This is a genomic window from Salinarimonas soli, from assembly GCF_008386575.1.
GTDB classification, from domain to species: Bacteria; Pseudomonadota; Alphaproteobacteria; order Rhizobiales; family Beijerinckiaceae; genus Salinarimonas_A; species Salinarimonas_A soli.
In genome coordinates this window covers 31,647-53,688 of record NZ_VUOA01000013.1, presented here as the reverse complement: position 1 = coordinate 53,688, position 22,042 = coordinate 31,647, and the positions used below count along the sequence as shown (strand labels likewise).

18 protein-coding genes are annotated in these 22,042 nt (G+C 72.3%); 11 read left to right on the top strand and 7 right to left on the bottom strand.

Annotation, left to right across the window (positions count from 1 at the left end):
• Positions 1 to 72: 72 nt before the first annotated feature.
• Positions 73 to 915 (bottom strand): universal stress protein, encoded by an 843-nt coding sequence (locus tag F0L46_RS05745; protein WP_188311867.1) that lies wholly within the window; start codon positions 913 to 915, stop codon positions 73 to 75.
• A gap of 184 nt (positions 916 to 1,099) precedes the next feature.
• Here F0L46_RS05745 and F0L46_RS05740 point away from each other — a divergent pair, with 184 nt between their 5' ends.
• The gene (locus tag F0L46_RS05740) at positions 1,100 to 1,567 is read left to right on the top strand and encodes a response regulator (protein ID WP_149816097.1); all 468 of its coding nucleotides are present in this window, start codon (positions 1,100 to 1,102) and stop codon (positions 1,565 to 1,567) included.
• Positions 1,568 to 2,060: 493 nt separating this feature from the next.
• On the opposite strand, the gene F0L46_RS05735 is transcribed toward F0L46_RS05740, so the two are convergent.
• On the bottom strand, positions 2,061 to 5,600 hold the full coding sequence (locus F0L46_RS05735; RefSeq protein ID WP_149816096.1) for a hybrid sensor histidine kinase/response regulator: 3,540 nt from the start codon (positions 5,598 to 5,600) through the stop codon (positions 2,061 to 2,063).
• A gap of 220 nt (positions 5,601 to 5,820) precedes the next feature.
• Between F0L46_RS05735 and F0L46_RS05730 the strand changes: the two genes are divergently transcribed.
• From F0L46_RS05730 to F0L46_RS05690, 9 genes are all read left to right on the top strand, one after another.
• A complete protein-coding gene (locus tag F0L46_RS05730) occupies positions 5,821 to 6,837 on the top strand; it encodes an alpha/beta fold hydrolase (RefSeq protein WP_149816095.1) in 1,017 nt (338 codons plus the stop codon).
• Between the two features lie 6 nt (positions 6,838 to 6,843).
• Complete coding sequence (locus F0L46_RS05725) at positions 6,844 to 7,194, top strand: SPW repeat domain-containing protein (RefSeq protein WP_210247609.1); 351 nt, start codon at positions 6,844 to 6,846, stop codon at positions 7,192 to 7,194.
• A gap of 278 nt (positions 7,195 to 7,472) precedes the next feature.
• Positions 7,473 to 9,035, top strand: coding sequence for a phytoene desaturase family protein (crtI, locus tag F0L46_RS05720; RefSeq protein ID WP_149816094.1), 1,563 nt, complete (start codon positions 7,473 to 7,475; stop codon positions 9,033 to 9,035).
• 5 nt (positions 9,036 to 9,040) lie between these two features.
• Positions 9,041 to 9,457 (top strand): DUF2141 domain-containing protein, encoded by a 417-nt coding sequence (locus tag F0L46_RS05715; RefSeq protein WP_149816093.1) that lies wholly within the window; start codon positions 9,041 to 9,043, stop codon positions 9,455 to 9,457.
• 42 nt (positions 9,458 to 9,499) lie between these two features.
• A complete protein-coding gene (locus tag F0L46_RS05710) occupies positions 9,500 to 11,035 on the top strand; it encodes a phytoene desaturase family protein (protein ID WP_149816092.1) in 1,536 nt (511 codons plus the stop codon).
• A 226-nt stretch (positions 11,036 to 11,261) separates the two neighbouring features.
• Positions 11,262 to 12,077, top strand: coding sequence for a lysophospholipid acyltransferase family protein (locus F0L46_RS05705; RefSeq protein ID WP_149816091.1), 816 nt, complete (start codon positions 11,262 to 11,264; stop codon positions 12,075 to 12,077).
• Positions 12,074 to 13,186, top strand: coding sequence for a glycosyltransferase family 2 protein (locus F0L46_RS05700; RefSeq protein WP_149816090.1), 1,113 nt, complete (start codon positions 12,074 to 12,076; stop codon positions 13,184 to 13,186). Before F0L46_RS05705 ends, F0L46_RS05700 begins: the two co-directional genes overlap by 4 nt.
• A gap of 294 nt (positions 13,187 to 13,480) precedes the next feature.
• Entirely contained in the window at positions 13,481 to 15,154 is a 1,674-nt protein-coding gene (locus tag F0L46_RS05695) for a squalene/phytoene synthase family protein (RefSeq protein ID WP_149816089.1), read from the top strand.
• Complete coding sequence (locus tag F0L46_RS05690; protein WP_149816088.1) at positions 15,151 to 16,365, top strand: hydroxysqualene dehydroxylase; 1,215 nt, start codon at positions 15,151 to 15,153, stop codon at positions 16,363 to 16,365. Before F0L46_RS05695 ends, F0L46_RS05690 begins: the two co-directional genes overlap by 4 nt.
• A gap of 9 nt (positions 16,366 to 16,374) precedes the next feature.
• Here F0L46_RS05690 and F0L46_RS05685 read toward each other — a convergent pair whose 3' ends face one another.
• Entirely contained in the window at positions 16,375 to 17,487 is a 1,113-nt protein-coding gene (locus F0L46_RS05685; RefSeq protein ID WP_149816087.1) for an SPL family radical SAM protein, read from the bottom strand.
• 160 nt (positions 17,488 to 17,647) lie between these two features.
• On the opposite strand from F0L46_RS05685, the gene pobA reads away from it, so the two are divergent.
• Complete coding sequence (pobA, locus tag F0L46_RS05680; protein ID WP_149816086.1) at positions 17,648 to 18,820, top strand: 4-hydroxybenzoate 3-monooxygenase; 1,173 nt, start codon at positions 17,648 to 17,650, stop codon at positions 18,818 to 18,820.
• 351 nt (positions 18,821 to 19,171) lie between these two features.
• On the opposite strand, the gene argB is transcribed toward pobA, so the two are convergent.
• The 4 genes from argB to F0L46_RS05660 all read right to left on the bottom strand — a co-directional run bounded on the left by argB (position 19,172) and on the right by F0L46_RS05660 (position 21,817).
• A complete protein-coding gene (gene argB / locus F0L46_RS05675) occupies positions 19,172 to 20,068 on the bottom strand; it encodes an acetylglutamate kinase (RefSeq protein ID WP_149816085.1) in 897 nt (298 codons plus the stop codon).
• Between the two features lie 74 nt (positions 20,069 to 20,142).
• Positions 20,143 to 20,514 carry a DUF423 domain-containing protein gene (locus F0L46_RS05670; protein WP_149816084.1) on the bottom strand — a complete coding sequence of 124 codons (372 nt, stop codon included), beginning with the start codon at positions 20,512 to 20,514 and terminating at the stop codon, positions 20,143 to 20,145.
• Entirely contained in the window at positions 20,511 to 21,164 is a 654-nt protein-coding gene (gene yihA, locus F0L46_RS05665) for a ribosome biogenesis GTP-binding protein YihA/YsxC (RefSeq protein ID WP_149816083.1), read from the bottom strand. The genes F0L46_RS05670 and yihA overlap by 4 nt, the downstream gene beginning before the upstream one ends.
• A complete protein-coding gene (locus F0L46_RS05660; RefSeq protein ID WP_149816082.1) occupies positions 21,161 to 21,817 on the bottom strand; it encodes a CatB-related O-acetyltransferase in 657 nt (218 codons plus the stop codon). The genes yihA and F0L46_RS05660 overlap by 4 nt, the downstream gene beginning before the upstream one ends.
• Positions 21,818 to 22,042: the final 225 nt, after the last annotated feature.

Here is a 22,042-nt window from a genome sequence, read left to right as displayed (position 1 = left end):
CTCCCCATGGGAGAGGGGAGCACCCCGGCCTCCATGCGGTAGGCCAAGGGTGGCGGCGCCCCTCCAATCCCCTCAATGGGACAGAAACAGCGGCAGCGGCGGGGCGGCGAGCATGGCTTTCGTGGCGCCGCCGAGCATGAAGTCGCGCAGGCGCGAATGGCCGTAGGCGCCCATGACCAGGAGATCGGCCCCGGCCGCGAGCGCATGCCCGCTCAAGGCCTCGGCCACCGTCCGATCTCCCATCGGGATCGTCGTGAAGGTGCCGGCCACGCCGTGGTGGGCGATGTGGCGCAGGAGGTCGTCGCCCGTGCGGCTCGAGGCGGCGGGGCCGCCGGTCTCCACCGCGACCACCTCCACGCGGCCCGCCCGGCGCAGGAGGGGCAGGGCGTCGGCGAGCGCCCGCGCGGCGGGGCGGCCGAAATCCCAGGCGAGCACGACGTGATCGAGGGCCGGCGCCCGCCCCGCCGCCTCGGGCACCACGAGCACGGGCCGGCCCGCCTCGAAGATCACGGTCTCGGCCACGATGTTGCGGAAATCGGGGGTGGGCCCCAGCGGCAGGATGGCGAGGTCGCTGAGCCGGGCGTGGTCGCGGATGAGGGCGGGCGTCTGCACGGTGTTGGCCGGCGCCACCCGGGCCTCGTGCGCCAGCCCGCGCGCCGCGGCCTCCGCCTCGAAGGCGGCCACGAGCTCGCGGGCCTGCGTGGCGCTCTTCTGGCGTTCCGTCGCGATGAGGCCGCTGAGGTCCACGAGCCGGTCGGCGTAGAAGCCCATCGGCATGGGGATCTCGATCTCGAAGGTCACGGCCGTGATTCGCGCCTCCAGCAGGGCGGCATAGCCCACGCCGGCGGCGATCGCGGCGGGGGCGCTGGGATCCGGATAGCTCGTGAGCGACAACAGCAGGTCCTTGAACGCCATGGCGATCCCTCCATCGGCCGAGCGGGGGTCCGAGCCTGCCCCGCAGGGTGCGCTCCCGCCTTGCGCCGGGTCAACGCCCGTGGATGGAAGGGTGCTCCGTCGAATTGTCGGTTTGTCGACACTGACAATTTGAGCTAAAGGCCCTGACCGAACGGAAAGCCCTGCGGCGCACGAAGCGAGCGACATGGCCGAAGCCTGCATCCTGGTCGTCGAGGACGAGCCCCTGCTGCGCGAGCTGATCGCGGGGGAGCTGCGCGATTCGGGTTTCGTCGTGATCGAGGCGACGTCGGCGCCCGACGCGATCGAGCGGATGGCGGCCCATCCCGAGATCGACCTCCTCTTCACCGACATCCTCCTCGGCGGCGGCGCGAACGGGTGGGACGTGGCGATCGCCTTCCGCGGCCTCTACCCCGACCGCCCCGTGATCTACGCCTCGGCCTACGCGCCCGGCGTGCCCCGGCGCGTGCCCGCGAGCGTGTATTTCGACAAGCCCTATCTCCCGCTCCAGGTGGTCCAGGCCGTGCGCCTCCTCCTCGCGAGCCGCCCGGCCGCCGCGGCGGTCCGCCGGGCGCCCGGCCTCGCCGCCGTCCCGCCGCCCGCGGAGGGGGAGGGGGATACGGTGGACGTCGCTCCGGATCCGAGCCCGAGCTGAGGCGGACGGGGCGGACCGCCTGCCGGACCTCCCCTTCTCCATGGGGAGAGGGATGCACGAAGTGCCCCGGGTGAGGGGGTACCACGGGAATCCAGGGATCGCCCCTCATGCCCGGGAGCCCGCGCCGGCGGGCGTCTCGAAGCACGCACCCCGCTGCCACGGCCGTCCTGTGATCCCTGGAGCGCCCTTCGAGGCTCCCCCGGATCGAGTCCGGGGTCGCACCTCAGAGGCTGACCCAAAAGGGGATGCTCTTGTCCTCATGCTGAGGTGCGAGCGGAGCGAGCCTCGAAGCACGCACGACCTCTGCCACGGCCGTTCGGAGATCCCTGGAACGCCCTTCGAGGCTCGCTCCGCTCACACCTCAGGACGAGGACGGAGGGTGGGCCGTACTTATGAGCCAGCCTCTCAGGACGAGGGTGGTGGGTCGGCCGCACTTATGGGCCAGCCTCTCAGGACGGGGGGGAGGGTCGGATCAGCGGCCTCCGCGCCCCCCTCACTCGGCCGCCATGCGGGTCGCCCGCCATTGCGCCAGCAGCGCCCGCAGGGCGGCGGGCTTGAGGGGCTTGTTCAGCACGTGGACGCCCCGCGCGGAAGCCTCCTCGCGCACGGCGGGGGTGCGGTCGGCGGTCAGGAGCACGGCGGGCACGCCGCCCCCCATGGCGGCCCGCACGGCGGCGATGGCGTCGAGGCCGTTGGCGCCCTCGTCGAGGTGGTAGTCGGCGATGAGGACCGCGGGGACGGGACCCCCGGCGATCTCGGCGCAGGCCTCCGCGGCCGATGAGGCGGTCGCCACCGTGCAGCCCCAGCCCGTCAGCAGCGTGCGCATCCCGTCGAGGATGGCGGGCTCGTTGTCGATGGCGAGCACGGTGAGGCCGGCGAGCGGCGCCATGACCCCGGAGCGGCCCTCGTCCTTCACGGCGCGGGCCGCCACGGGCGCCGTCACCGGCATCTCGACCGAGAAGGTGGAGCCCCGTCCGGGCTGCGAGGCGAGGGCGAGCGGATGGGCGAGCACCCGGGCGATGCGCTCCACGATGGAGAGGCCGAGGCCTAGGCCCCGGGCCACCCGCGCCCCCTGGTCGAGGCGCTGGAACTCGCGGAACACCAGGCGCTGCTTCGAGGGCGGGATGCCGAGCCCCGTGTCGCGCACCTCCAGGCGAAGCGTGCCCCCGCGCCGGCGCGCGCCCACGAGCACCTTGCCCGAGGGCGTGTACTTGATGGCGTTGGAGACGAGGTTCTGGAGGAGGCGGCGCAGCAGGCGCCGGTCCGAGCGGATGGTGAGCGAGGGCGTGACGAAGCGCAGCCGCAGGCCCTTCTCCCGCGCCACGGGCTCGAACTCGCGCTGGAGCTGGCGGAACATCTCGTCGAGGCGGAAGCTCGACCATTGCGGCTTGAGGGCGCCCGTGTCCATCCGCGAGATGTCGAGGAGCGTGGTGAGGATCTCCTCCACGGCGTCGAGCGAGGCGTCCACGTTCTCGGCGAGCGCGGCGTCGCCCGTGCCCCGGTCGCGCTCGACGAGCGAGGTGGCGTAGAGGCGGGCGGCGTTGAGAGGCTGGAGGATGTCGTGGCTCGCCGCCGCGAGGAAGCGCGTCTTGGAGACGTTCGCCTCGTCCGCCTCGGCCTTGGCGCGGGTGAGCGCGGCGTTGAGGAGGGTCAGCTCCTCGGTGCGCTCGCGGACCCGGCGCTCCAGCTCCTCGTTGGCGCGCTCGCGGGCCTCCTCCTCGGCCACGATGTCTGTGACGTCGGTGTAGGTGGTGACGTAGCCCCCGCCTGGCAGCGTGTTGGTGCGCACCTCGATGGTCCGGGCGGCGGGGTGCAGGCGGATGCGCACGGGCTCGCGGTCGTGGATGAAGCTTTCCACCCGGGCGGCGGCGAGCTCGCTCGCCTCGCCCGGCCCGTAGGACCCGCGCTCGGCGTTGAAGCGGATGATCTCGTCGAGGCCGACGCCGACCCGCACGAGCTCGGGCGGCAGCTCGTAGAGGTCGATGAAGGCGCGGTTCCAGGCGAGCAGGTGCAGGTCCCGGTCGAGAACCGTGATGCCCTGGCGGGCATGGTCGAGGGCGTGCTGGAGCAGGTCGCGGGAATACTGGATCGCGGCCGAGGCGTCGTCGAGGAGCTTCAGGGCCGCCTTGGTCGAGACGTTGCGCCGGCTGAGCAGCAGCGACAGGGCGAGCCGCGAGGAGGCCGCGCCGATGGCCGAGGCGAGCAGGTGCTCGGCATAGCGCAGGAGGTGGATGTCGGCCTCGGCCTTCGGCGACAGGGCGAGGCCCCGGCTCGTCGCGAAGCTCTCGAACGAGCGGTTGGTGCGCTCCTCGCCGAGATAGCGCGCCACGGTGGCCCGCAGATCCCCCACCGCGACGCTCGCCCGGAAGAGGCGGAAGGAGGGGGCGATGGCGGGGGCGTCGTCGCCGATGAAGGCGGCGGCCTGGAGGCGCTCCAGGTTGTTGGCGGGCCGCGTGAGCGAGAGCGTCACGAAGGCGAGGGCGTTGAGGGCAAGGCTCCAGACCACGCCGTGGGTGAGCTGGGGCAGCTCGACGCCGAGCAGCGAGGTGGGCTTCAGGAAGGCGAGCCCGAACGGCCCCCCCGCCATGAAGTCGGACCAGGTGGCGTGATCCCAGGCGACGCTCGGCAGGAGGAGCGTGTAGGCCCAGACCAGGAAGCCCACCACCAGCCCCGCGGTCGCGCCCCGCGCCGTGCCCCGGCTCCAGAACAGGGCGCCGAGGAAGGCCGGGGCGATCTGCGCGATGGCCGCGAAGGACAGAAGCCCGATCGCCGCGAGCGCGGCGTCGCCCGCCACCCGGTAATAGGCGTAGGCCAGCAGCAGCACCACGGCGATCGCGACCCGGCGCACGCCCAGCACGACATGGCCGAGGTCGCTCGGCGCGGCGTCCCGCGCGCCGACGGCGGCGTTCGCCGCAAGGCCGCGCCGCAGGAGGAGCGGCATCACGAGGTGGTTCGAGATCATGATGGCGACCGCCACCGATTCCACGATCACCATGGCGGTGGCGGCCGAGAGCCCGCCGAGGAAGGCCGCGAGCGCGATCCACCCCGCGCCCGCATGGAGCGGCAGGGCTAGCACAGTCATGTCCCGGTCGATCTGCCCCTCGGCGAAGACCGCCGACCCCGCCACCGCGAGTGGCACGACGAAGACGTTGATGAGGACGAGATAGAGCGGGAACAGCCACGCGATGCGGCGCACGTCGTCGATGGAGCGGTTCTCGACCACCGCCATGTGGAACTGGCGCGGCAGGAGCAGGGCCGCGAAGGCGGCGAGCAGGGTGAGCGTCAGGAAGGTGCCGAATTCCGAGGTCTGGTCCACGATCTGGCGCATGACGGCGCGGGCGTCGATGCGCTCCAGGATCCCGCTCTCGGCTCCCGCCATCCAGGCCAGGACGTAGAAGCCCACCAGCAGGAACGCGACGAGCTTCACCACCGATTCCAGCGAGATGGCGACCATGAGGCCGTCCTGGTGCTCGGTGGCGTCGGTGTGCCGGGTGCCGAAGGCCACCGCGAAGCCCGCGAGCACGATCGCCACCACGAGGGCGAGGTCGCCGAAGACGGGCATGGTGGTGATGATCCGCCCGTCGGTGGCGGTGAGGAACACGCCGAGCGACGCCGCCACCGCCTTGAGCTGGAGGGCGATGTAGGGCACCGCCCCCATGACCGCGATGAGGCTCACCACCGCCGCGACCCGCTCGCTCTTGCCGTAGCGCGCCGCCACGAAGTCGGCGATCGAGGTGATGTTCTGGGATTTCGCGATGCGCACCACGCGCGCCACGAGGGCGTGCCCGAAGCCCACCACGAGGATCGGGCCGATATAGATCGTCAGGAAGTCGAGCCCCGAGCGCGCCGCGAGGCCCACCGAGCCGAAGAACGTCCAGGACGTGCAATAGACCGCGAGCGCGAGGGCGTAGATCGTGGCGCGCCCGCGCCCCGCCATGAGCCCGCGCCCCGACCGGTCGCCCCAATGGGCGACGGTGAAGAGGAAGCAGAGATAGAGAAGGGCCGAGAGGACGACCGTCCAGCCCGCGACCATGACGCCACCCGCGCACGAAACCGGCCCTGACCTTAGCGAACCCGGCGGGTCTTGGGAAAGGTCGGGTGAAATCCTGCGGCGTTTCGGGTCCCAGCGATCCGGATGGCGCAGCCGATCTCAAGCGCATCCTCTAGCTGAAATCCTGCGGCGTTTCGGGCGGTCCTCTCCCGGAACCCCTTGCTGCGGGCTCCGTTGGTCAGCCTGACCACAAGGAGATGCCATGACCAGCCGTCGTACGACCGCGGCCCTCGCGGCCGGCGCCGCCCTCGCGGCTGTGGCGCTCTGGCGCCGGGCCCAGGCGAAGGCGGCCGAGCGGGCCAACCCGCCCAAGGGCCGCTTCCTGCGCGTCGACGGCGTGCGCCTGCACGTGCTGGAGCGCGGCGACCCGGCCGCGCCGCCCGTGGTGATCCTGCACGGCAACGGCGCCACGATCGAGGACATCGAGTCGAGCGGCCTTCTCGACGCGCTGGCCCGGGATCACCGGGTGATCGTCCTCGACCGGCCCGGCTTCGGCCATACCAGCCGCCCGCGGCTGACGATGTGGACGGCGCGGGCCCAGGCCGCCCTCGTGGCGGACGCGCTACGCATGCTCGGCGTGGAGCGCCCGGTGGTCGTCGGCCATTCCTGGGGCGCGCTCACGGCGGCCGTGCTCGCCGTGACGCGGCCCGAGGCGCTCGGCGCGCTGGTGCTGCTCTCGGGCTATTTCTTCCCGACGCCGCGCACCGACGTGGCCCTGTTCTCGCTCGCCGCCATCCCAGGCCCCGGCGACCTTTTCCGCTACACGGTCGGCCCCTCGCTGTCGGCGGCGTTCGAGCCGCTCCTGCTGCACCGGATCTTCGAGCCCCAGGAGGTGCCGGCCCCGTTCCGGCGCGAGTACCCGCATCCGCTCGCCTACCGCCCGATCCAGATCCGCGCCGCCGCCGAGGACACGGCCTTCATGATCCCGGGCGCCGCCGAGTTCGCGGGCCGCTACCACGAGATCCGGGTGCCGACGCTCATCATGGCGGGAGGCGAGGACCGCATCGTCACCACGGGCGAGCAGTCGGCCGTCATGCACCGGGCGATCCCCGGCAGCACCTACCGGCTCCTGCCGGGCCTCGGCCACATGATCCACCACTTCGCGACCCCAGAGATCGCCGAGGGGATCGCGGCGCTCGCCAGGGGCCCGCGCCCGCACGAGGCCGCGCCCGCGACGGCGGCGCGCCGCGACGCCCCGTCGCCCGCCCACGCCGGATAGGCCGCGATGCGCTTCCTTCCCACCCGGGTGCACGGCATCATCGACTATGTCTGGGGCGCGCTCGCCTTCGCGACGCCGTGGGCGCTCGGCTTCGCGGGCGGGACGGAGGGCTTCCTCCTGATGTTCTTCGGCGTCGCGGCCTTCGCCTACAGCTTCGCCACGGACTACGAATGGGGCGTGATCCCGGTCCTCTCGGTGCCGGCCCACCTCGCGGTCGACGGGGCGGGCGGCCTTTTTCTCATGGCGGCGCCGTGGCTTTTCGGCTTCGCCGACCGGGTCCACTGGTCCTACCTCGCCTTCGGCGGCTTCTCCGTCGTGGCGAGCCTCGTGACGCGGACGAAGCCCGCCGGGCGCTGAGCGCTCCGGTCGCGACCTAGCGCCGCAGAACCGGCGCTCCGCCTCGGGAATCGCGCGATTTGCCGCCCCCCTCCGGCCCCTAAATCCTGTGTTGCGGCTCCGCACGGGGCTTCCGCACGGGCAATCACGCGCTACAACAGGAGGCGGGGCTCCTGCGCCCCGCAGCCCTCGCCGGGTGATCCTTTCGCCTCTCCGGAGCGTATGAGGAGCCCGACGGAGCGCGCGGTCACGCCGCGCGATCCGACGAGGCCAACGATACGAAGAGGGAAGGCTCGCCCATGACGTCCACCACGCTCGCCGGCAACCGCATCGCCATCGTCGGCGCCGGTCCGGGAGGTCTCGCGACGGCGTTGATGCTGGCCCAGGCCGGCGCGCGGGTCGATCTCTACGAGCGGGACGCGGCGGTCGGCGGGCGCACCAAGACCGTTACGGCGCCCGGCGGCTACAAGTTCGACATCGGTCCCACCTTCTTCCTCTATCCCCGCATCCTGTCGGAGATCTTCGCCGCCTGCGGCGAGCGGCTGGAGGACCATGTCGAGCTGAAAAAGCTCGATCCGCAGTACCACCTGATCTTCGAGGGCGCGGGCGAGCTCCTCGCCACCCCGAACGTCGAGCGGCTCGAGGCCGAGGTGGCGAAGATCGCCCCCGCCGACGCCCGCAACGTGCGCCGCTTCCTTGCCGACAACCGGGCGAAGCTCGCGAAGTTCGAGCCCGTGCTCCAGCAGGATTTCTGCAAGCCGCACAGCGTGATGTCGCCCGCCATGATCGCGGCGCTCTCGCACCTGCGCCCGCTCTCCTCCGTGGACGAGGACCTGCGGCGCTACTTCGCCGATCCGCGGGTGCGCCTGTCGTTCTCGTTCCAGACGAAATATCTGGGCATGTCGCCCTTCCAGTGCCCGAGCCTCTTCACGATCCTGAGCTTCCTCGAATACGAGCACGGCGTCTTTCACCCCATGGGCGGCTGCGGCGCGGTGTCGGAGGCCATGGCGCGGCTCGCCGAGCGCATGGGCGTCACGATCCACCTCAACACCCCCGTCGACCGGGTGCTCTACGAGGGCGACCAGGCGGTGGGCGTGATCGCGGGCGGCGACCGGCACGCGGCGGACGCGGTGGTGATCAACGGCGATTTCGGCCATGCGGTGCGCCGCCTGATCCCGGAGGCGCAGCGCCGGCGCTGGCCCGACGCCAAGATCGACAAGGCGCGCCTCTCCTGCTCGACCTTCATGATGTATCTCGGCATCGAGGGCGACGTCGGCGACCTCCAGCACCACACGATCGTGCTGGCGCAGGACTACGAGCGCAACATCCGCGAGATCGGGGAGGGCATCCTCCCCGACAACCCCTCCTTCTACGTCCAGCACGCGGGCGCCACCGACCCGACCATGGCGCCCAAGGGCCACACGGCGCTCTATGTCCTCGTCCCGGTGCCGAACCTGCGCGGCGCCACGGACTGGACCACGGAATCGGCCCGCTACCGGGCGCTGGCCTACCGGCGCCTGGAGACGCTAGGGCTCAAGAACCTCGAATCCCGGGTGCGCTACGAGCGCATCGTCTCGCCAATCGACTGGCGCGACGAGTTCGGGGTCAACGAGGGCGCGACCTTCAACCTGTCGCACGATCTCGGCCAGATGCTCTATTTCCGCCCGCACAACCGCTTCGGCGGCGGCGTCTATCTGGTCGGCGGGGGCACGCATCCGGGCTCCGGGCTGCCCGTGATCTTCGAGGGCGCGCGGATCACCACGCGGCTCCTCCAGGAGGATCTCGAGGCCCGGCGCCGCACGCGCCAGCCGCTCTTCCGCTTCCGCCGCCCGGCGGTCGCGCCGGCCGCGGCCGAGTCGTGAGCGCCATGCGCGGGCCTGCCCTCGCCGCCCTCCTGGCGCTCATGGCGCCAGCCGCCTGGGCCTCCACGGTGACGGTGCAGGTGACGGGCGTCGCGTCGGCGGAGGGGCAGGTCTATGTCGGCTTGTGCCGGACGGCGCTGGACCCCGCGGCCTGCCCCCTGGGCGACTCGCGCCCGGCCAGGCCCGGCACCATGCGGTTCACGTTCCGCAACGTGCCGGCGGGCCCCATCGCGGTCGCCGTCTATCAGGACGTGAACGGCAACGGGCAGCTCGACCGGAACGTCATCGGCATCCCGAGCGAGCCCTACGGTTTTTCCAACGATGTCGGGCGGATCGCGATCCCGACCTTCGCGCGGGCCCAGGTCAGGGTCGACGAGCCCGCGACCACCATACCCGTCCGCCTCGCGCGGTTCGGGGGATAGGACTAGAGTGCCCAAGGGTGACAGTGACCAAGGAGCGGCGTCGTGGCGGGTGACGGACGGAACGTAGCGGTGATCGGCGGCGGCCTCGGCGGGCTCGCGGCGGCATGCGTGCTCGGCGCGCGGGGGCACAAGGTGACCCTCTACGACAAGAACGCGTGGGTGGGCGGCAAGGCCGCCGTCCTGCACGAGGGCGGCTTCCGCTTCGACATGGGCCCCACCATCCTCACCGTGCCCCGGGTGCTGTTCCGCATCTTCGGCGAGGCGAACCGCAACATCGCGGACTATCTCGACCTCGTGCGGCTCGACCCGCAATGGCGCTGCTTCTTCGACGACGGCTCGCGGATCGACCTCATGGAGGACATCCCGACGATGTCCGCCGAGATGGACCGCTTCGCGCCGGGCAAGGGCGCGGGCGAGGGCTACAAGCGCTTCCAGGAGATCGCGGCGCATCTCCACGGCGTCTCGGACAAGTTCTTCTTCTGGAAGCCCGTCGAGGACCTGTTCGACACCATCGACATCAAGGCGAACTTCAGCCCCTCCACCATGCGCGACGTGATCTCGCTTCGCATGGGCGCCTCGGTGGCGGGCACCATTCGCGGCAAGGTGAAGGACGACCGCCTCGCCCAGATGCTCGACCACTTCACCCAGTATGTGGGCTCGAACCCCTACGCCTCCCCGGCCGTGCTCTGCTCCATCGCCCATATGCAGGCGGCGGACGGGGTCTGGTATCCGATGGGCGGCACGCGGGCGGTGGCGGAGGCGCTGGCGAAGCTCGCGGGCGAGCTCGGCGCCGACATCCGCACGGGCGTCGACGTGAAGGGCATCGAGATCGAGAACGGCGCCGTGCGCGGCGTACGCCTCGACACGGGGGTCGAGGCCTATGACTCGGTGGTCTCCAACATGGACTCGATCCGCACCTACAAGGAGCTGATCGGCGGCGAGGTGGGGGCGCGCATGGAGCGCAAGGGCTACGAGCCGGCCTGCTCGGGCGTGGTCCTCTATCTTGGCCTCAAGGAGAAGTACGACCACCTCGCCCACCACGACTTCGTCTTCTCCCGCGATCCCGAGGAGGAGTTCGAGTACATCTACAACAAGGGCGAGCCGGCCCCCGACCCGACGGCCTACCTGGCAGCGCCCGCCGTCACGGACCCGAGCGTGGCGCCCGAAGGCGGCGAGGCGCTCTACGTCCTCGTCCACACGCCGTATCTCCGCCCGCACCACGACTGGTCGAAGATGTTCGCGCCCTACCGGCAGAAGATCGTCGACAAGCTCAAGCGGACGGCGGGCCTGGAGGACCTGGAGGAGCGCATCGTCGTCGAGCGCCACCTCACGCCCCAGGACATCCACGACCGCTACAAGGTGCTCAACGGCGCCATCTACGGGCTTGCCAGCCACGGCAAGTTCCTCGGCGCCTTCAAGCCCGGCAACCGCTCCCGCCAGGTGCGCGGCCTGTATCTGGCCGGCGGCGCGGCCCATCCGGGGCCCGGCATGCCGATGGTCATGATGTCCGGCTGGATCGCCGCCGACGCCCTCGACCAGGACGCGGGCGGCGCGCAGGTGCTGCGGGACGCGTCGTGAGGTCTCCCGCGTCGCGGGAGACGGTCTCCTCTCCCCGCCGTGCGGGGAGAGGGCTTCGGGCCCCCTTGCCGGGGCCCGAAGCGAGGGCGGCAGCCCGAGGGTGAGGGGGCGTCTCAGGATGGAGCCTCACCCGGAAACACCCCCTCACCCCCGCTCCGCTGACGCTCCGCTTGCCGCGCCTGCCATTGCGCAGGCGCGGCCCTCTCCCAGTCCGGCGGGGAGAGGCATGGGCGGGCTCGCCGCGCGCCTGCCCCTCGACCGGCGGCCCACGGCGCGGCGCAATCCGGCTCTCGTCCGCTTCTTCGTCTTCTATTTCCGCCGCTTCTTCGTGCGCCACATGAACGCCATGCGGCTCGCCCGCTGGGGGCGGCTGGGGCTGACGGCCGGGGAGGGGCCCGTGGTGGTCTATTCGAACCATCCGGCCTGGTGGGACGGGGCCGTCTACGTGCTCGGGGCCGACACGTTCCTGCCCCATCACGAGAGCTACGCCCCCATCGACGCCGCCATGATGGCGAAATACGGCTTCTTCGGCCGCATCGGCGCCTATGGGGTCGACCTGGAGAGCGCGGCGGGGGCGGCGCATTTCCTCGCCGCCAGCGCCGACATCCTGTCGAAGCCGAACCGCGCCATCTGGCTTGCCGCCCAGGGGCGCTTCAGCGACGTGCGCGAGCGGCCGGTCGGCCTGAAGGCCGGCATCGCGCGCCTGCCCGAGCTCAACCCCGACGCCCTCTTCGTGCCGCTCGCCATCGAGTACGGCTTCTGGGAGGAACGCGGCGGCGAGGCGTTCCTCGCCTTCGGGGCGCCGATCCGCGGTGCCGACCTCCTCGCCCTCGACCGCCCGGCCCGGCGCACCCGCCTTGAGGCGGCCCTGACCGGCACCCTCGACCACTTGAGCGAGGACGTCCGCTCCCGCGATCCCGCGCGCTTCGAGACGGTGCTGTCGGGGGAGGCCGGGGTGGGTGGCATCTACGACACCTGGAAGCGCCTGCGCGCCCGCGCCCGGGGCGAGCGCTTCGACCCATCCCATGGGGGACGGCCATGATCGCCTGGCTCGCGCTCGCGGCCCTCGTCCTCGCCGCCCTGCCGGCGTGTCTGGGCGCCGTGAACCTCATCGCCATGCGCAGTCCGGCGATCCGGCGCCTCCCCGACGGGACGCTGGTCTCGATCCTCATCCCCGCCCGCAACGAGGAGGGCAATATCGGCGCCGCCGTCGAGGCCGCCTTGCGCTCCACGGGCGTCGCCGTCGAGGTGGTGGTGATGGACGACGGCTCCACCGACAGCACGCCGGCGATCGTGGCGGAGCTCGCCGCCCGCGACCCGCGCGTGCGCCTGGAGGGGGCGCCGCCCCTGCCCGAGGGCTGGACCGGCAAGGTCCATGCCTGCTTCCGGCTGGCCCAGGCCGCGCGGGGTACGCATCTCCTCTTCGTCGACGCGGACGTGCGGCTCGAGCCCGGCGCCGCCGCCGCCCTGGTCTCCCATGCCGTCGCCGCCGGGACGCCGCTGGTGAGCGCCGTGCCGCGCCAGATCATGCGCAGCCCCGGCGAGCTCCTCACCGTGCCCTCGATCAACCTCCTGATGCTGGGCTACCTCCCCGTGCCGCTCATGCGCACGCGCCCCGACCCGAGCCTCGGCGCCGCCTGCGGCCAGATGCTGCTCGCCGAGCGGGAGGCCTACGCCGCGGTCGGCGGGCACGAGGCGATCCGCACCCGCATCCATGACGGCCTGCAGCTCGCGCGGGTCTTCCGCGAGAGCGGGCGGCGCACGGACGTGGTGGCGGGGGCGCGGCTCGCCACATGCCGGATGTATCGCGGCTTCGGCGAGGCCTGGGCCGGCTTCGCCAAGAACGCCCACGAGGCCATGGCGACGCCTCGCGCCCTGCCGGTCTGGACCGTGCTGCTGTTTGGCGGCCACGTCCTGCCCCTCCCCCTGGTGATCGCGTCCGGCGGCACCTCGGTGCCCGCCTGGGCCGCGCTCGCGCTCTCCTTGGGCCTGCGCGCCGCCGTGACGCTCGCGACCCGCGAGAACCCCTGGTCGATCCCGCTCCACCCGGCCACGGTGCTCACGGGGCTCGCGATCCAGTGGACCGCGCTCGCGCGCAACCGCCGCGGCCGGCCCGCCGGCTGGAAGGGGCGCCTTTATCCGGCGGGTTAGAGCCTGCCGATATGCGCTCGATCCCGAAAGACCGGCTCGCGACGGCCGTGCTCCGTTCCTCCCTCATGCTGAGGTGCGCAGCGAAGTGGAGCCTCGAAGCACGCACCACGCCTCCACAGCCGTCCTGTGATCCCTGGAGCGCCTGTCGAAGCTTGCTCCGCCCGCACCCCAGGACGAGAACGACGGATAGGAGCCCGCATCTCGGCACCGCCGGAACGGGCGGGATAGGTGCACACGCCGCAGGTGACCGCGCGCTTTGCCTTGGCTACAAAGGGCTTGAGGCTGGACGAGACCATGAATACCGACATCGCCGCGACGCTGCCCGGCGCGACGAAGACCCACCGGGACGAGAGCTTTCCCGTCGCCTCGCGCCTGATCGCGCCGGCGCATCGCGCGGTCGTGCTCGCCTTCTATCGGTACGTTCGCGCCGCCGACGACATCGCCGACGCTCCCGGTCTCGCGCCGGAGGAGAAGCTGCGGCGGCTCCATGCCTTCGAGGCGGCCCTCGACGCCGCCGACCCCGCCGTGCCGCTCGCCCGGGCGCTCGCCGAGGCCGACCGGCGCCACGGCTGCGGCGCCGCCCAGGCCCGGCTCATGCTCGACGCCTTCCGCCAGGACGCCGTGAAGCCCCGCTACGCGGGCTTCGCCGAGCTCATCGACTATTGCACCCGCTCGGCCGATCCCGCGGGCCGCTTCCTCCTCGCCCTCCATCGCGAGGACGAGGCCGCGCAGGGGCCGGCGGACGCACTGTGCACCGCGCTCCAGATCCTCAACCACCTCCAGGATCTCGTCAAAGACCGCGAGAGGATCGGCCGGGTCTATGTTCCCGAGCCCTGGATGGCGCTTGCGGGCGGGGAGGAGGCGTTCTTCGCGCCCGGCAACGGCCCCGCGCGCCGCCGCGTCCTCGACGCCGTCCTCGACCGGGTCGACACGCTCCTCGACACTGCCGAGGCGCTGCCCCGGTCGCTGCGCAGCCGCCGCCTCGCCGCCGAGAGCGTGGCGACGATCGCGACGGGCCGGCTGCTGGCGCGGCGCCTGAGGCGCGAGGACCCCGTGACGGGCCGCGTCGACCTCGCCAAGGCGGATTTCGCCCGTGCCTTCGCCCGCGCCGCGCCCGCCCTGGCGCACCTCGGCTTCACGAGCGACGCGGCCGTGTGCCGGCGCATCGTCGCCGGCTCGGGGAGCTCGTTCCGCCTCGGCATGGCCTCCCTGAAGGGTGAGCGGCGGCGGGCCATCCACGCGGTCTACGCCTTCTGCCGCCTCATCGACGACGTGGCCGATGCCGCCGCGCCCGCCCCCGAGCGCCGCGCGGCCATCGAGGACTGGCGCCGGGAGATCGACCGGCTGGCGGGCGCGCCGCTCACCCCCGTGGGCCGCGAGCTCCAGGCCGCCACCCGGGCCTTCGGGCTCGACCCGGCGGAGTTCCACCTCCTCCTCGACGGCATGGCGGCGGACGCGGCCGAGCGCGTGCGCATCGCCGACGCGGCGGGGCTCGACCTCTATTGCCGCCAGGTGGCGGGCGCCGTGGGGGCCCTCTCGATCCGGATCTTCGGCGCGACGCAGGCCCATGCCTTCGCGCTCTCGCTCGGGCGCACGCTCCAGCTCGTCAACATCCTGCGGGACGTGGACGAGGACGCCGCGATCGAGCGCGTCTACGTGCCGCTCGACCGCCTCCTCGAGGCCGGCATCCCCGACGGGCCCGCCACCTGCATGGTGCAAGACCCGCGCTTCGCGGCCGTGTGCCGGGCGCTGGCCGACGAGGCGGAGGCGGGTTTCGCCGAGGCCGACCGGCTGCTTGCTGGCCTCGACCGCCGGGCGCTCAAGCCCGCGATCCTCATGATGGAGGGCTATCGCATCGTGCTCGGCCACATGATGCGGCGCGGCTTCGAGCGCCGCGGCCCGCGGCCGCGTCCGAACCGGCGCGACCGCCTGCGCCTCGTGACGCTCGCGCTGCGGGGCCAACCGTGAGCGGACGGGTTCACGTGGTTGGCGGCGGCGTGGCGGGCCTCGCGGCGGCCCTCGCCGCCGTGCGGGCCGGGCGCGCCGTGGTGCTGCACGAGGCGACCGGCCAGGCAGGCGGGCGCGCCCGCACCGTCACCCCCGCCGACGGCTTCCACCATGACAACGGCACCCATGTCCTCCTCACCGCCAACCGCCGGGCGCTCGCCCTGCTGGGCTCGGTGGGCGCCCGGGAGCGCTGGATCGAGCCGGAAGCGGACGGGCTGCCCGTGTTCGACGCCCGCAACGGACGCCTCGCCCGGGTGGGCCTCTCGCCGTTGAGCTGGCTGAAGGGCTCGCTGCGCCCGGAGGGCTTGGGGCTTCGCGACGTGGTGCGGCTCGGCGCCATGGCGCTGCCCTTGCCAGACCGCTCGATCCTCGCCGCCATCGGCCCGCGCCCGATCATGGACAGCCTCGTCGAGCCACTCACGGTGGCGGTGCTCAACACCCCCGTGGCGGTGGCCTCGTCCCGCCGCCTCGGCCGGGCCCTGCGCCGGGTCGCGATGCCCGGCGGCGCCCGACTCCTTGTCGCGCGCGACGGCCTTGGGCCCGACCTCATCACCCCGGCGGTCGACGCGCTCCGCCGCCTCGGCGCCGAGATCCGCACGGGTGCGCGCCTGCGGGCGTTGGCGGTCGAGAACGGGCGCGCCGCGGCCCTCGTCTTCGGGGCGGAGCGCGTATCCCTTGGCCCTCAGGACCGCGTGGTGCTCGCCCTGCCGCCCGCCGAGATTAAGCGGCTCCTGCCGCATCTCACGGTGCCGGACGCCTTCGAGCCCATCGTCAACGCCCATTTCCAGGTGCGCGGCCCGGCGCTGCCGCGCTTCGTCGGCCTGCGCGGCGCGCTCTCGCAATGGGCGCTCGCCCGCCACGACCACGTCTCGGTCACCGTATCGGCGGCGGGCGACGCGGCGGAGCGGGACCCCGATGGGCTGCTCGCCCAGATCTGGTCCGAGATCGCCCCCGCCTTCGCGGCCGCCGGCGTGCCCCTGGTGCGCCTCGCCGAGGCCCGCGTCGTCAAGGAAAAGCGCGCCACCATCCGCCAGGCGGCCGGCCCCATGCCGCTGCCTCCGGAGCGCCCGCTCGCCAACCTCGCCCTCGCGGGGGACTGGTTGGGGGATCTGCCCGCGACGATCGAGAGCGCGGTGATGTCGGGCGAGCGCGCGGCACGGCTGGTGGGGTAGGGCGGGAGCTCACGTCCAATATAGCACCCGCGCCTCCGGCAGCCGGTCGGCGAGCCTCTCCATGAAGAAGCCGCGCATCTCCTTCATCACGTCGGGCGTGTAGACGAACTTCAGCGAGCCGAATTTCGTGGTCTTGCGGGCGCGGGTGGTCTCGTCGAGGTCGAGGTTGGTCGCGGGGTACCAGTCGAGGAGGACCTGCTTGGAGCCTGGGGTGAAGCGGTGAGTGATAAGCTCCGCCGTGAGGTCGAGATCGGGGATGCCGGCGAGGGCCGCGCGGGCGCGCTCGATAAGGTCGGCATAGAGGTCGCGCCAGCCCTCCACCGCCATGATCGGCGCCACCGTGAGCCCCACGGGATAGCCGGCGCGGGCCATGGCCGCCATGGCGGCAAGGCGCGCGTCGAGCCCCGCCGTCCCGCCCTCGAAGCGGGCGACGACCGGCGCGGCGTTGACGGAGAACCGCGCCCGGGTGCGCCGGCGATGGTCGAGGTCGAGCAGAGGCTCGACGGCATCGAACTTCGTGGTGAAGCGCAGCTGCACGGGGGCGTCCCAGCGGCCGAAATGCTCGATGGCCGCGGCAAGCGAGCCGATCAGGTGCTCGATGCCGAGGGGATCGGTGTAGCACGAGGCCTCGAAGGTGGTGCCCTCGTGCGCCCGCGCCTCCGAGCGCGAGGTGACGGCGCCGCGCCCGGCATAGGCCGACAGGTTCTCCAGGATCTCCGGCAGGTTGGCATAGGCCCGCGTCACCGGCGGGCCGCTCAGGGAGCCCGCGAGGTAGCAGTACTGGCAATGGGCCGGGCAGCCCTCGGCGAGGTCGACGCGCCAGTCGGCGCTGGGCGGGATCGGCTGGAGGCGCAGCTTCGTCGGCGGCGCCACCACGACGGCGAGCGTCGACTTCGCCTTGACATAGGTGCGCCGCGCGTCCTCGCCCGTGAGGTCGGACAGGCGGTTCACCTTGAGGCGCGTGACGGGGATGCCCTCCCGCTCGGCCTGCTCGACGATCCCACGCCCGTGCCCCCACGCCAGCGCCGCGGGCGTGACGAGGAGGCGCTTGGGCTTCCAGAGCTTGGGCGCGTTGCGGGCGCGGGCGGGCTCGGCCCGCGCGGTGAGCTGGGGTTCGGACATGGAGGGGCAACGGCCGGGCGCCGCCCCGGGATCGCCCGGGCGGGCCTTTGTCGCAGGCGGCGGGAGGCGCGCGGCTTGAAAGGGGAAACGGGGCGTTAGATAGTTCGTGTACGAATGATCTCGCGCCGCACCCCCGGCGGCGCATCCCCGGAGTGGCCGCATGCGCACCCAGGTCGGCATCGTCGGCGCCGGTCCAGCCGGCCTCCTGCTCTCCCATCTCCTGCACCTCGCCGGCATCGAATCCGTGGTGATCGAGGCGCGAAGCCGCGCTTACGTGGAGGAGCGGATCCGGGCCGGCGTGCTGGAGGACTGGGTCGCGCGGCTTCTCGTCGACGCGGGCGTCGGCGATCGGCTCCGGCGGGAGGGCCTCGTCCATCACGGGATCGAGCTGAAGTTCGAGGGCAGGGGCCACCGCATCGACTTCGCCGACCTCACGGGCAAGTCGGTCACGGTCTATGGCCAGCACGAGGTGGTGCGCGACCTCATCAAGGCGCGGCTCGCGGCGGGCGGGCGCATCGTGTTCGAGGCCTCCGACGCCGCCGTCCACGACCTCGACACCGACCGGCCTCGGATCACCTACACGGCCGGGGGCGTCTCGGACGAGCTCGTCTGCGACGTGATCGCGGGCTGCGACGGCTTCCACGGCATCTGCCGGCCCGCGATCCCCGGGGGCGTGATCCGGCTCTACGACCGGGTCTATCCCTTCGCCTGGCTCGGGATCCTGGCAAAAGCCCCGCCGGCCACCGAGGAGCTGATCTACGCCAACCACCCCAACGGCTTCGCGCTCCTTTCCATGCGCTCGCCCGAGGTGAGCCGCCTCTACCTGCAATGCGCCCCCGACGAGGACCTGGCGCTGTGGCCCGACGAGCGGATCTGGGAGGAGCTGCACCGGCGGCTTGCGGGCGGGGAGGGGTGGCGGCTCAACGAGGGGCCGCTGATCCAGCGCGGCGTCACGGCCATGCGCAGCTTCGTGGCCGAGCCCATGCGCTACGGCCGCCTCTTCCTCGCGGGCGACTCCGCCCACATCGTGCCGCCCACGGGCGCCAAGGGCATGAACCTCGCGGTGGCGGACGTCGCGGTGCTGGCCCGGGCGCTGGAAGCCTTCTATGGCGGGCGGGGCGGCGACGCGCTCGACGCCTATTCGGACACCTGCCTGCGCCGGATCTGGAAGGTCCAGCGCTTCTCCTGGTGGATGACCCAGATGCTCCACCGCTTCGACGACGCCAGCCCCTTCGACGAGCGCCGCCAGATTGCCGAGCTCGACTACGTGACAGGCTCCCGCGCCGCTGCCACGACGCTGGCGGAGAACTATGTGGGCCTGCCGCTGGAGTGAGCGGGGACTCCCCTCTCCCAGGCGGAGAGGGACGCACGAAGTGCCGGGGGTGAGGGGGTACCACCCCGAACCAGGAATCTCCCAACCCCCTCATGCTGAGGAGCCTGCGCCAGCAGGCGTCTCGAAGCACGCACCGCGCTGCCACAGCCGTCCTGTGATCCCTGGAGCGCCGTTCGAGGCTCGCTCCGCTCGCACCTCAGGGTGAGGGTGGGATCAGCGGGGCGGGATATAACTGGATCCGCGTCGTACCCCCTCACCCCCTGGCACGTCGTGCATCCCTCTCCCTATGGGAGAGGGGAGGGCCGTTACCCGGGAGACGTCGTGCATCCCTCTCCCCCTGGGAGAGGGGAGCTACCCCCGGCGGATCAGCGTGCCGGCGCCGTGGTCGGTGAACAGCTCGAGGAGCACCGCGTGGGGCACCTTGCCGTCGAGGATGACCACGGCCTCGACGCCCTGCTCCAGGGCGTAGATGCAGGTCTCGATCTTCGGGATCATGCCGTCCGTGATGGTGCCGTCGGCGATGAGGCGGCGGCAGGCGTCGACCGTGAGCTCGGGGATCAGGGTCTTGGTCTTGTCGAGGACGCCGGGCACGTCGGTGAGGAGCAGGAGGCGCTTGGCGTTCATGGCGCCGGCGATGGCGCCCGCGAAGGTGTCGGCGTTGACGTTGTAGGTGCGCCCGTCCGAGCCCACCGCCACGGGGGCGAGGACGGGGATGAGCTCGGCTTTCAGCACCGCGTCGAGGATCGAGCGGTCGACATGCTCCGGCTCGCCCACGAAGCCGAGATCGATCGCCTGCTCGATGCGCGAATCGGGGTCGACCACGGTGCGGGTGGCCTTGCGGGCCGTCACCATGTTGCCGTCCTTGCCGCACAGGCCCACGGCCTTGCCGCCCTCGGCGCCGATCCAGCCCACGATCTGCTTGTTGATGGAGCCCGCCAGCACCATCTCGACCACCTCGACGGTGGCCTCGTCGGTGACCCTGAGCCCCGCCTGGAACTCGGACTTGATGCCGAGCCGGTTGAGCATCTTGCCGATCTGCGGCCCGCCGCCATGGACCACGATGGGCTTGAGGCCCGACTGCTCCAGGAGCACCACGTCCTCGGCGAAGTCCTCCGCCGCCGCCTGGTCGCCCATGGCATGGCCGCCATACTTGATGACCACGACCTGCTCGTCGTAGCGCTGCATGTGCGGCAGGGCCTGGACGAGGATCTCGGCGCGCACATGCGCGTTCGGCAGCGGGTCGGTCATGGGCATCCCTTGATGCGATCGGCGGATAGGCGTCGGGCGGCGTTCTAGCCGATGGGGCGCGCGACCGGAAGCGCTTAACGGCGCGGGCGCACCAGCGCCGCGAGCGCCGTCATGGCCCAGCCCGCCATGAGCCCGATGCCGCCCGCGGGCGCCGCGAAGGGGAACAGCGCGACGCCCCGAAACACCCGCATCGAGAGATCGCCGCAAAACAGCGCGAGCCCCGCGACGAGCACCCAGGCCGCGATGCGCCCCAGCCTCGGGTGGAGGGCACCCCCGCCGATGAGCGCCGCGAGGCCGAGGAGCGCCGCCGCGTGGATGAGGAGGAAGCGGGCCGCGACGTCGAGGGATCCGCCGCCCTCGGCATGGGCCGCGCGCGCCGAGAGCGCGACGCCGAGCACCCCGGCGACCCCCGCCAGGGCCGTCAGCGCGCGGTCCGCGCCGCTCACGCGAGCGCTCCGCGCTCGGTGAGGAGCCGCGCCACGCCCGCCCGCAGCTCCGCCATGCCCTCGCCCGTGCGGCTCGAGGTGGGGAGGATCTCGGGGAAGGCGGCGGCGCGCTTCTTGATGGCCTCCAGGGCCTGGGCGACGCGGCGCTCGGCCTCGCCGGGCTTCAGCTCGTCGATCTTCGTGAGCACGAGCTGATAGGACACGGCCGAGGAATCGAGGGTGTCGAGCACGTCGCCGTCGATGGCCTTGAGGCCGTGCCGGGCGTCCACGAGCACGTAGACGCGGGCGAGGTTCGTGCGGCCGCGCAGGTAGTCGTGGATGGCCTGCGTCCAGGCCTGGACCTTCTCCTTCGACACGGCGGCGTAGCCGTAGCCCGGCATGTCGACGAGGGTGAAGCGGCCCTTGGCGACGTCGAAGAAGTTGAGCTGCTGGGTGCGGCCGGGCGTGTGCGAGGTGCGGGCCAGGGCGTTGCGGTTGGTGAGCGCGTTGATGAGGCTCGACTTGCCGACATTCGAGCGCCCCGCGAACGCGATCTCCATCCCGCGCATGGGCGGCAGGTCGCCAGCCTTGGCCGAGGCCCAGAAGAACTCCGCCTCGCCCGCAAAAAGCTTGCGGCCGATCTCGACGTAATCGGGGTCCTGGTCGCTCATGCGGTTCCTCCCTTGATCGCCTGCCCTGCGGCCCGCAGGGCCGCGAGATCCGCCCCGCGGATCGCGTCGAGATGGGTGACGACGGCCTCGGGCGGCCAGTTCCACCAGGCGATGGCAAGCAGCGCCGCGATCGTGTCGTCGTCGAAGCGGCGGCGCACCACGCGGGCCGGGTTGCCGACCACCAACGCGTAGGGCGGCACGTCGCGGCCCACCACGGCCCGGGTGCCGACGATGGCGCCGTCGCCGACGCGCACGCCGGGCAGGATCACCGCCTCGCGGCCGATCCAGACATCGTTGCCGATCACCGTGTCACCGCGGATCGTGAGGTCGCCGGCGGTGAGCTCCGGGACGTCGGTGAAGCCCAGCATGTCGAAGGGGTAGGTCGAGAAGCCGCCCATGGGGTGGTTGGCGCCGTTCATGATGAACTGCACCCCCGTCGCGATGGCGACGAAGCGGCCGATGATCAGGCGGTCGCCGACGAACTCGAAGTGGTAGCGCACGCAGCGCCCCACGAAGTGCTCGGGGCCGCGCGCGTCGTCGTAATAGCTGTAGTCGCCCACCTCGATGAGGGGGTGGTCGACGACGGCCTTGAGGAAGGCGGTGCCCTTCCAGACCTTGATGGGCTGGCGGTCGTAGGGGTCGGGCACGGGCATGGGTGTCTCCGTGGTTCCGTTTGCCGGGGGTGGGCGTTGCCTGGGCCGATCCAACCCTCCACCCTCGTCCTGAGGCGCCCACCGGAGGTGGGCCTCGAAGGGCGCTCCAGGGATCTCCCTCCGGCTCACGCATGTGTTGCGTGCTTCGAGACGCGCTCTTCGAGCGCTCCTCAGCATGAGGGGGTTGGCGATCTAGTGATCAGCGTCCAACCCCTCACGTCCTGG

What these genes read in the sequence shown, in the direction of transcription:
- F0L46_RS05695 (WP_149816089.1), top strand. Translation starts at nt 13,481, where the DNA reads ATGAATACCGACATCGCCGCGACGCTGCCCGGCGCGACGAAGACCCAC.
- F0L46_RS05660 (WP_149816082.1), bottom strand. Translation starts at nt 21,817, where the DNA reads ATGCCCGTGCCCGACCCCTACGACCGCCAGCCCATCAAGGTCTGGAAG.
- F0L46_RS05725 (WP_210247609.1), top strand. Translation starts at nt 6,844, where the DNA reads ATGCGCTTCCTTCCCACCCGGGTGCACGGCATCATCGACTATGTCTGG.
- argB (WP_149816085.1), bottom strand. Translation starts at nt 20,068, where the DNA reads ATGACCGACCCGCTGCCGAACGCGCATGTGCGCGCCGAGATCCTCGTC.
- crtI (WP_149816094.1), top strand. Translation starts at nt 7,473, where the DNA reads ATGACGTCCACCACGCTCGCCGGCAACCGCATCGCCATCGTCGGCGCC.
- F0L46_RS05715 (WP_149816093.1), top strand. Translation starts at nt 9,041, where the DNA reads ATGCGCGGGCCTGCCCTCGCCGCCCTCCTGGCGCTCATGGCGCCAGCC.
- F0L46_RS05700 (WP_149816090.1), top strand. Translation starts at nt 12,074, where the DNA reads ATGATCGCCTGGCTCGCGCTCGCGGCCCTCGTCCTCGCCGCCCTGCCG.
- F0L46_RS05685 (WP_149816087.1), bottom strand. Translation starts at nt 17,487, where the DNA reads ATGTCCGAACCCCAGCTCACCGCGCGGGCCGAGCCCGCCCGCGCCCGC.
- F0L46_RS05735 (WP_149816096.1), bottom strand. Translation starts at nt 5,600, where the DNA reads ATGGTCGCGGGCTGGACGGTCGTCCTCTCGGCCCTTCTCTATCTCTGC.
- F0L46_RS05730 (WP_149816095.1), top strand. Translation starts at nt 5,821, where the DNA reads ATGACCAGCCGTCGTACGACCGCGGCCCTCGCGGCCGGCGCCGCCCTC.
- F0L46_RS05705 (WP_149816091.1), top strand. Translation starts at nt 11,262, where the DNA reads ATGGGCGGGCTCGCCGCGCGCCTGCCCCTCGACCGGCGGCCCACGGCG.
- F0L46_RS05745 (WP_188311867.1), bottom strand. Translation starts at nt 915, where the DNA reads ATGGCGTTCAAGGACCTGCTGTTGTCGCTCACGAGCTATCCGGATCCC.
- pobA (WP_149816086.1), top strand. Translation starts at nt 17,648, where the DNA reads ATGCGCACCCAGGTCGGCATCGTCGGCGCCGGTCCAGCCGGCCTCCTG.
- yihA (WP_149816083.1), bottom strand. Translation starts at nt 21,164, where the DNA reads ATGAGCGACCAGGACCCCGATTACGTCGAGATCGGCCGCAAGCTTTTT.
- F0L46_RS05740 (WP_149816097.1), top strand. Translation starts at nt 1,100, where the DNA reads ATGGCCGAAGCCTGCATCCTGGTCGTCGAGGACGAGCCCCTGCTGCGC.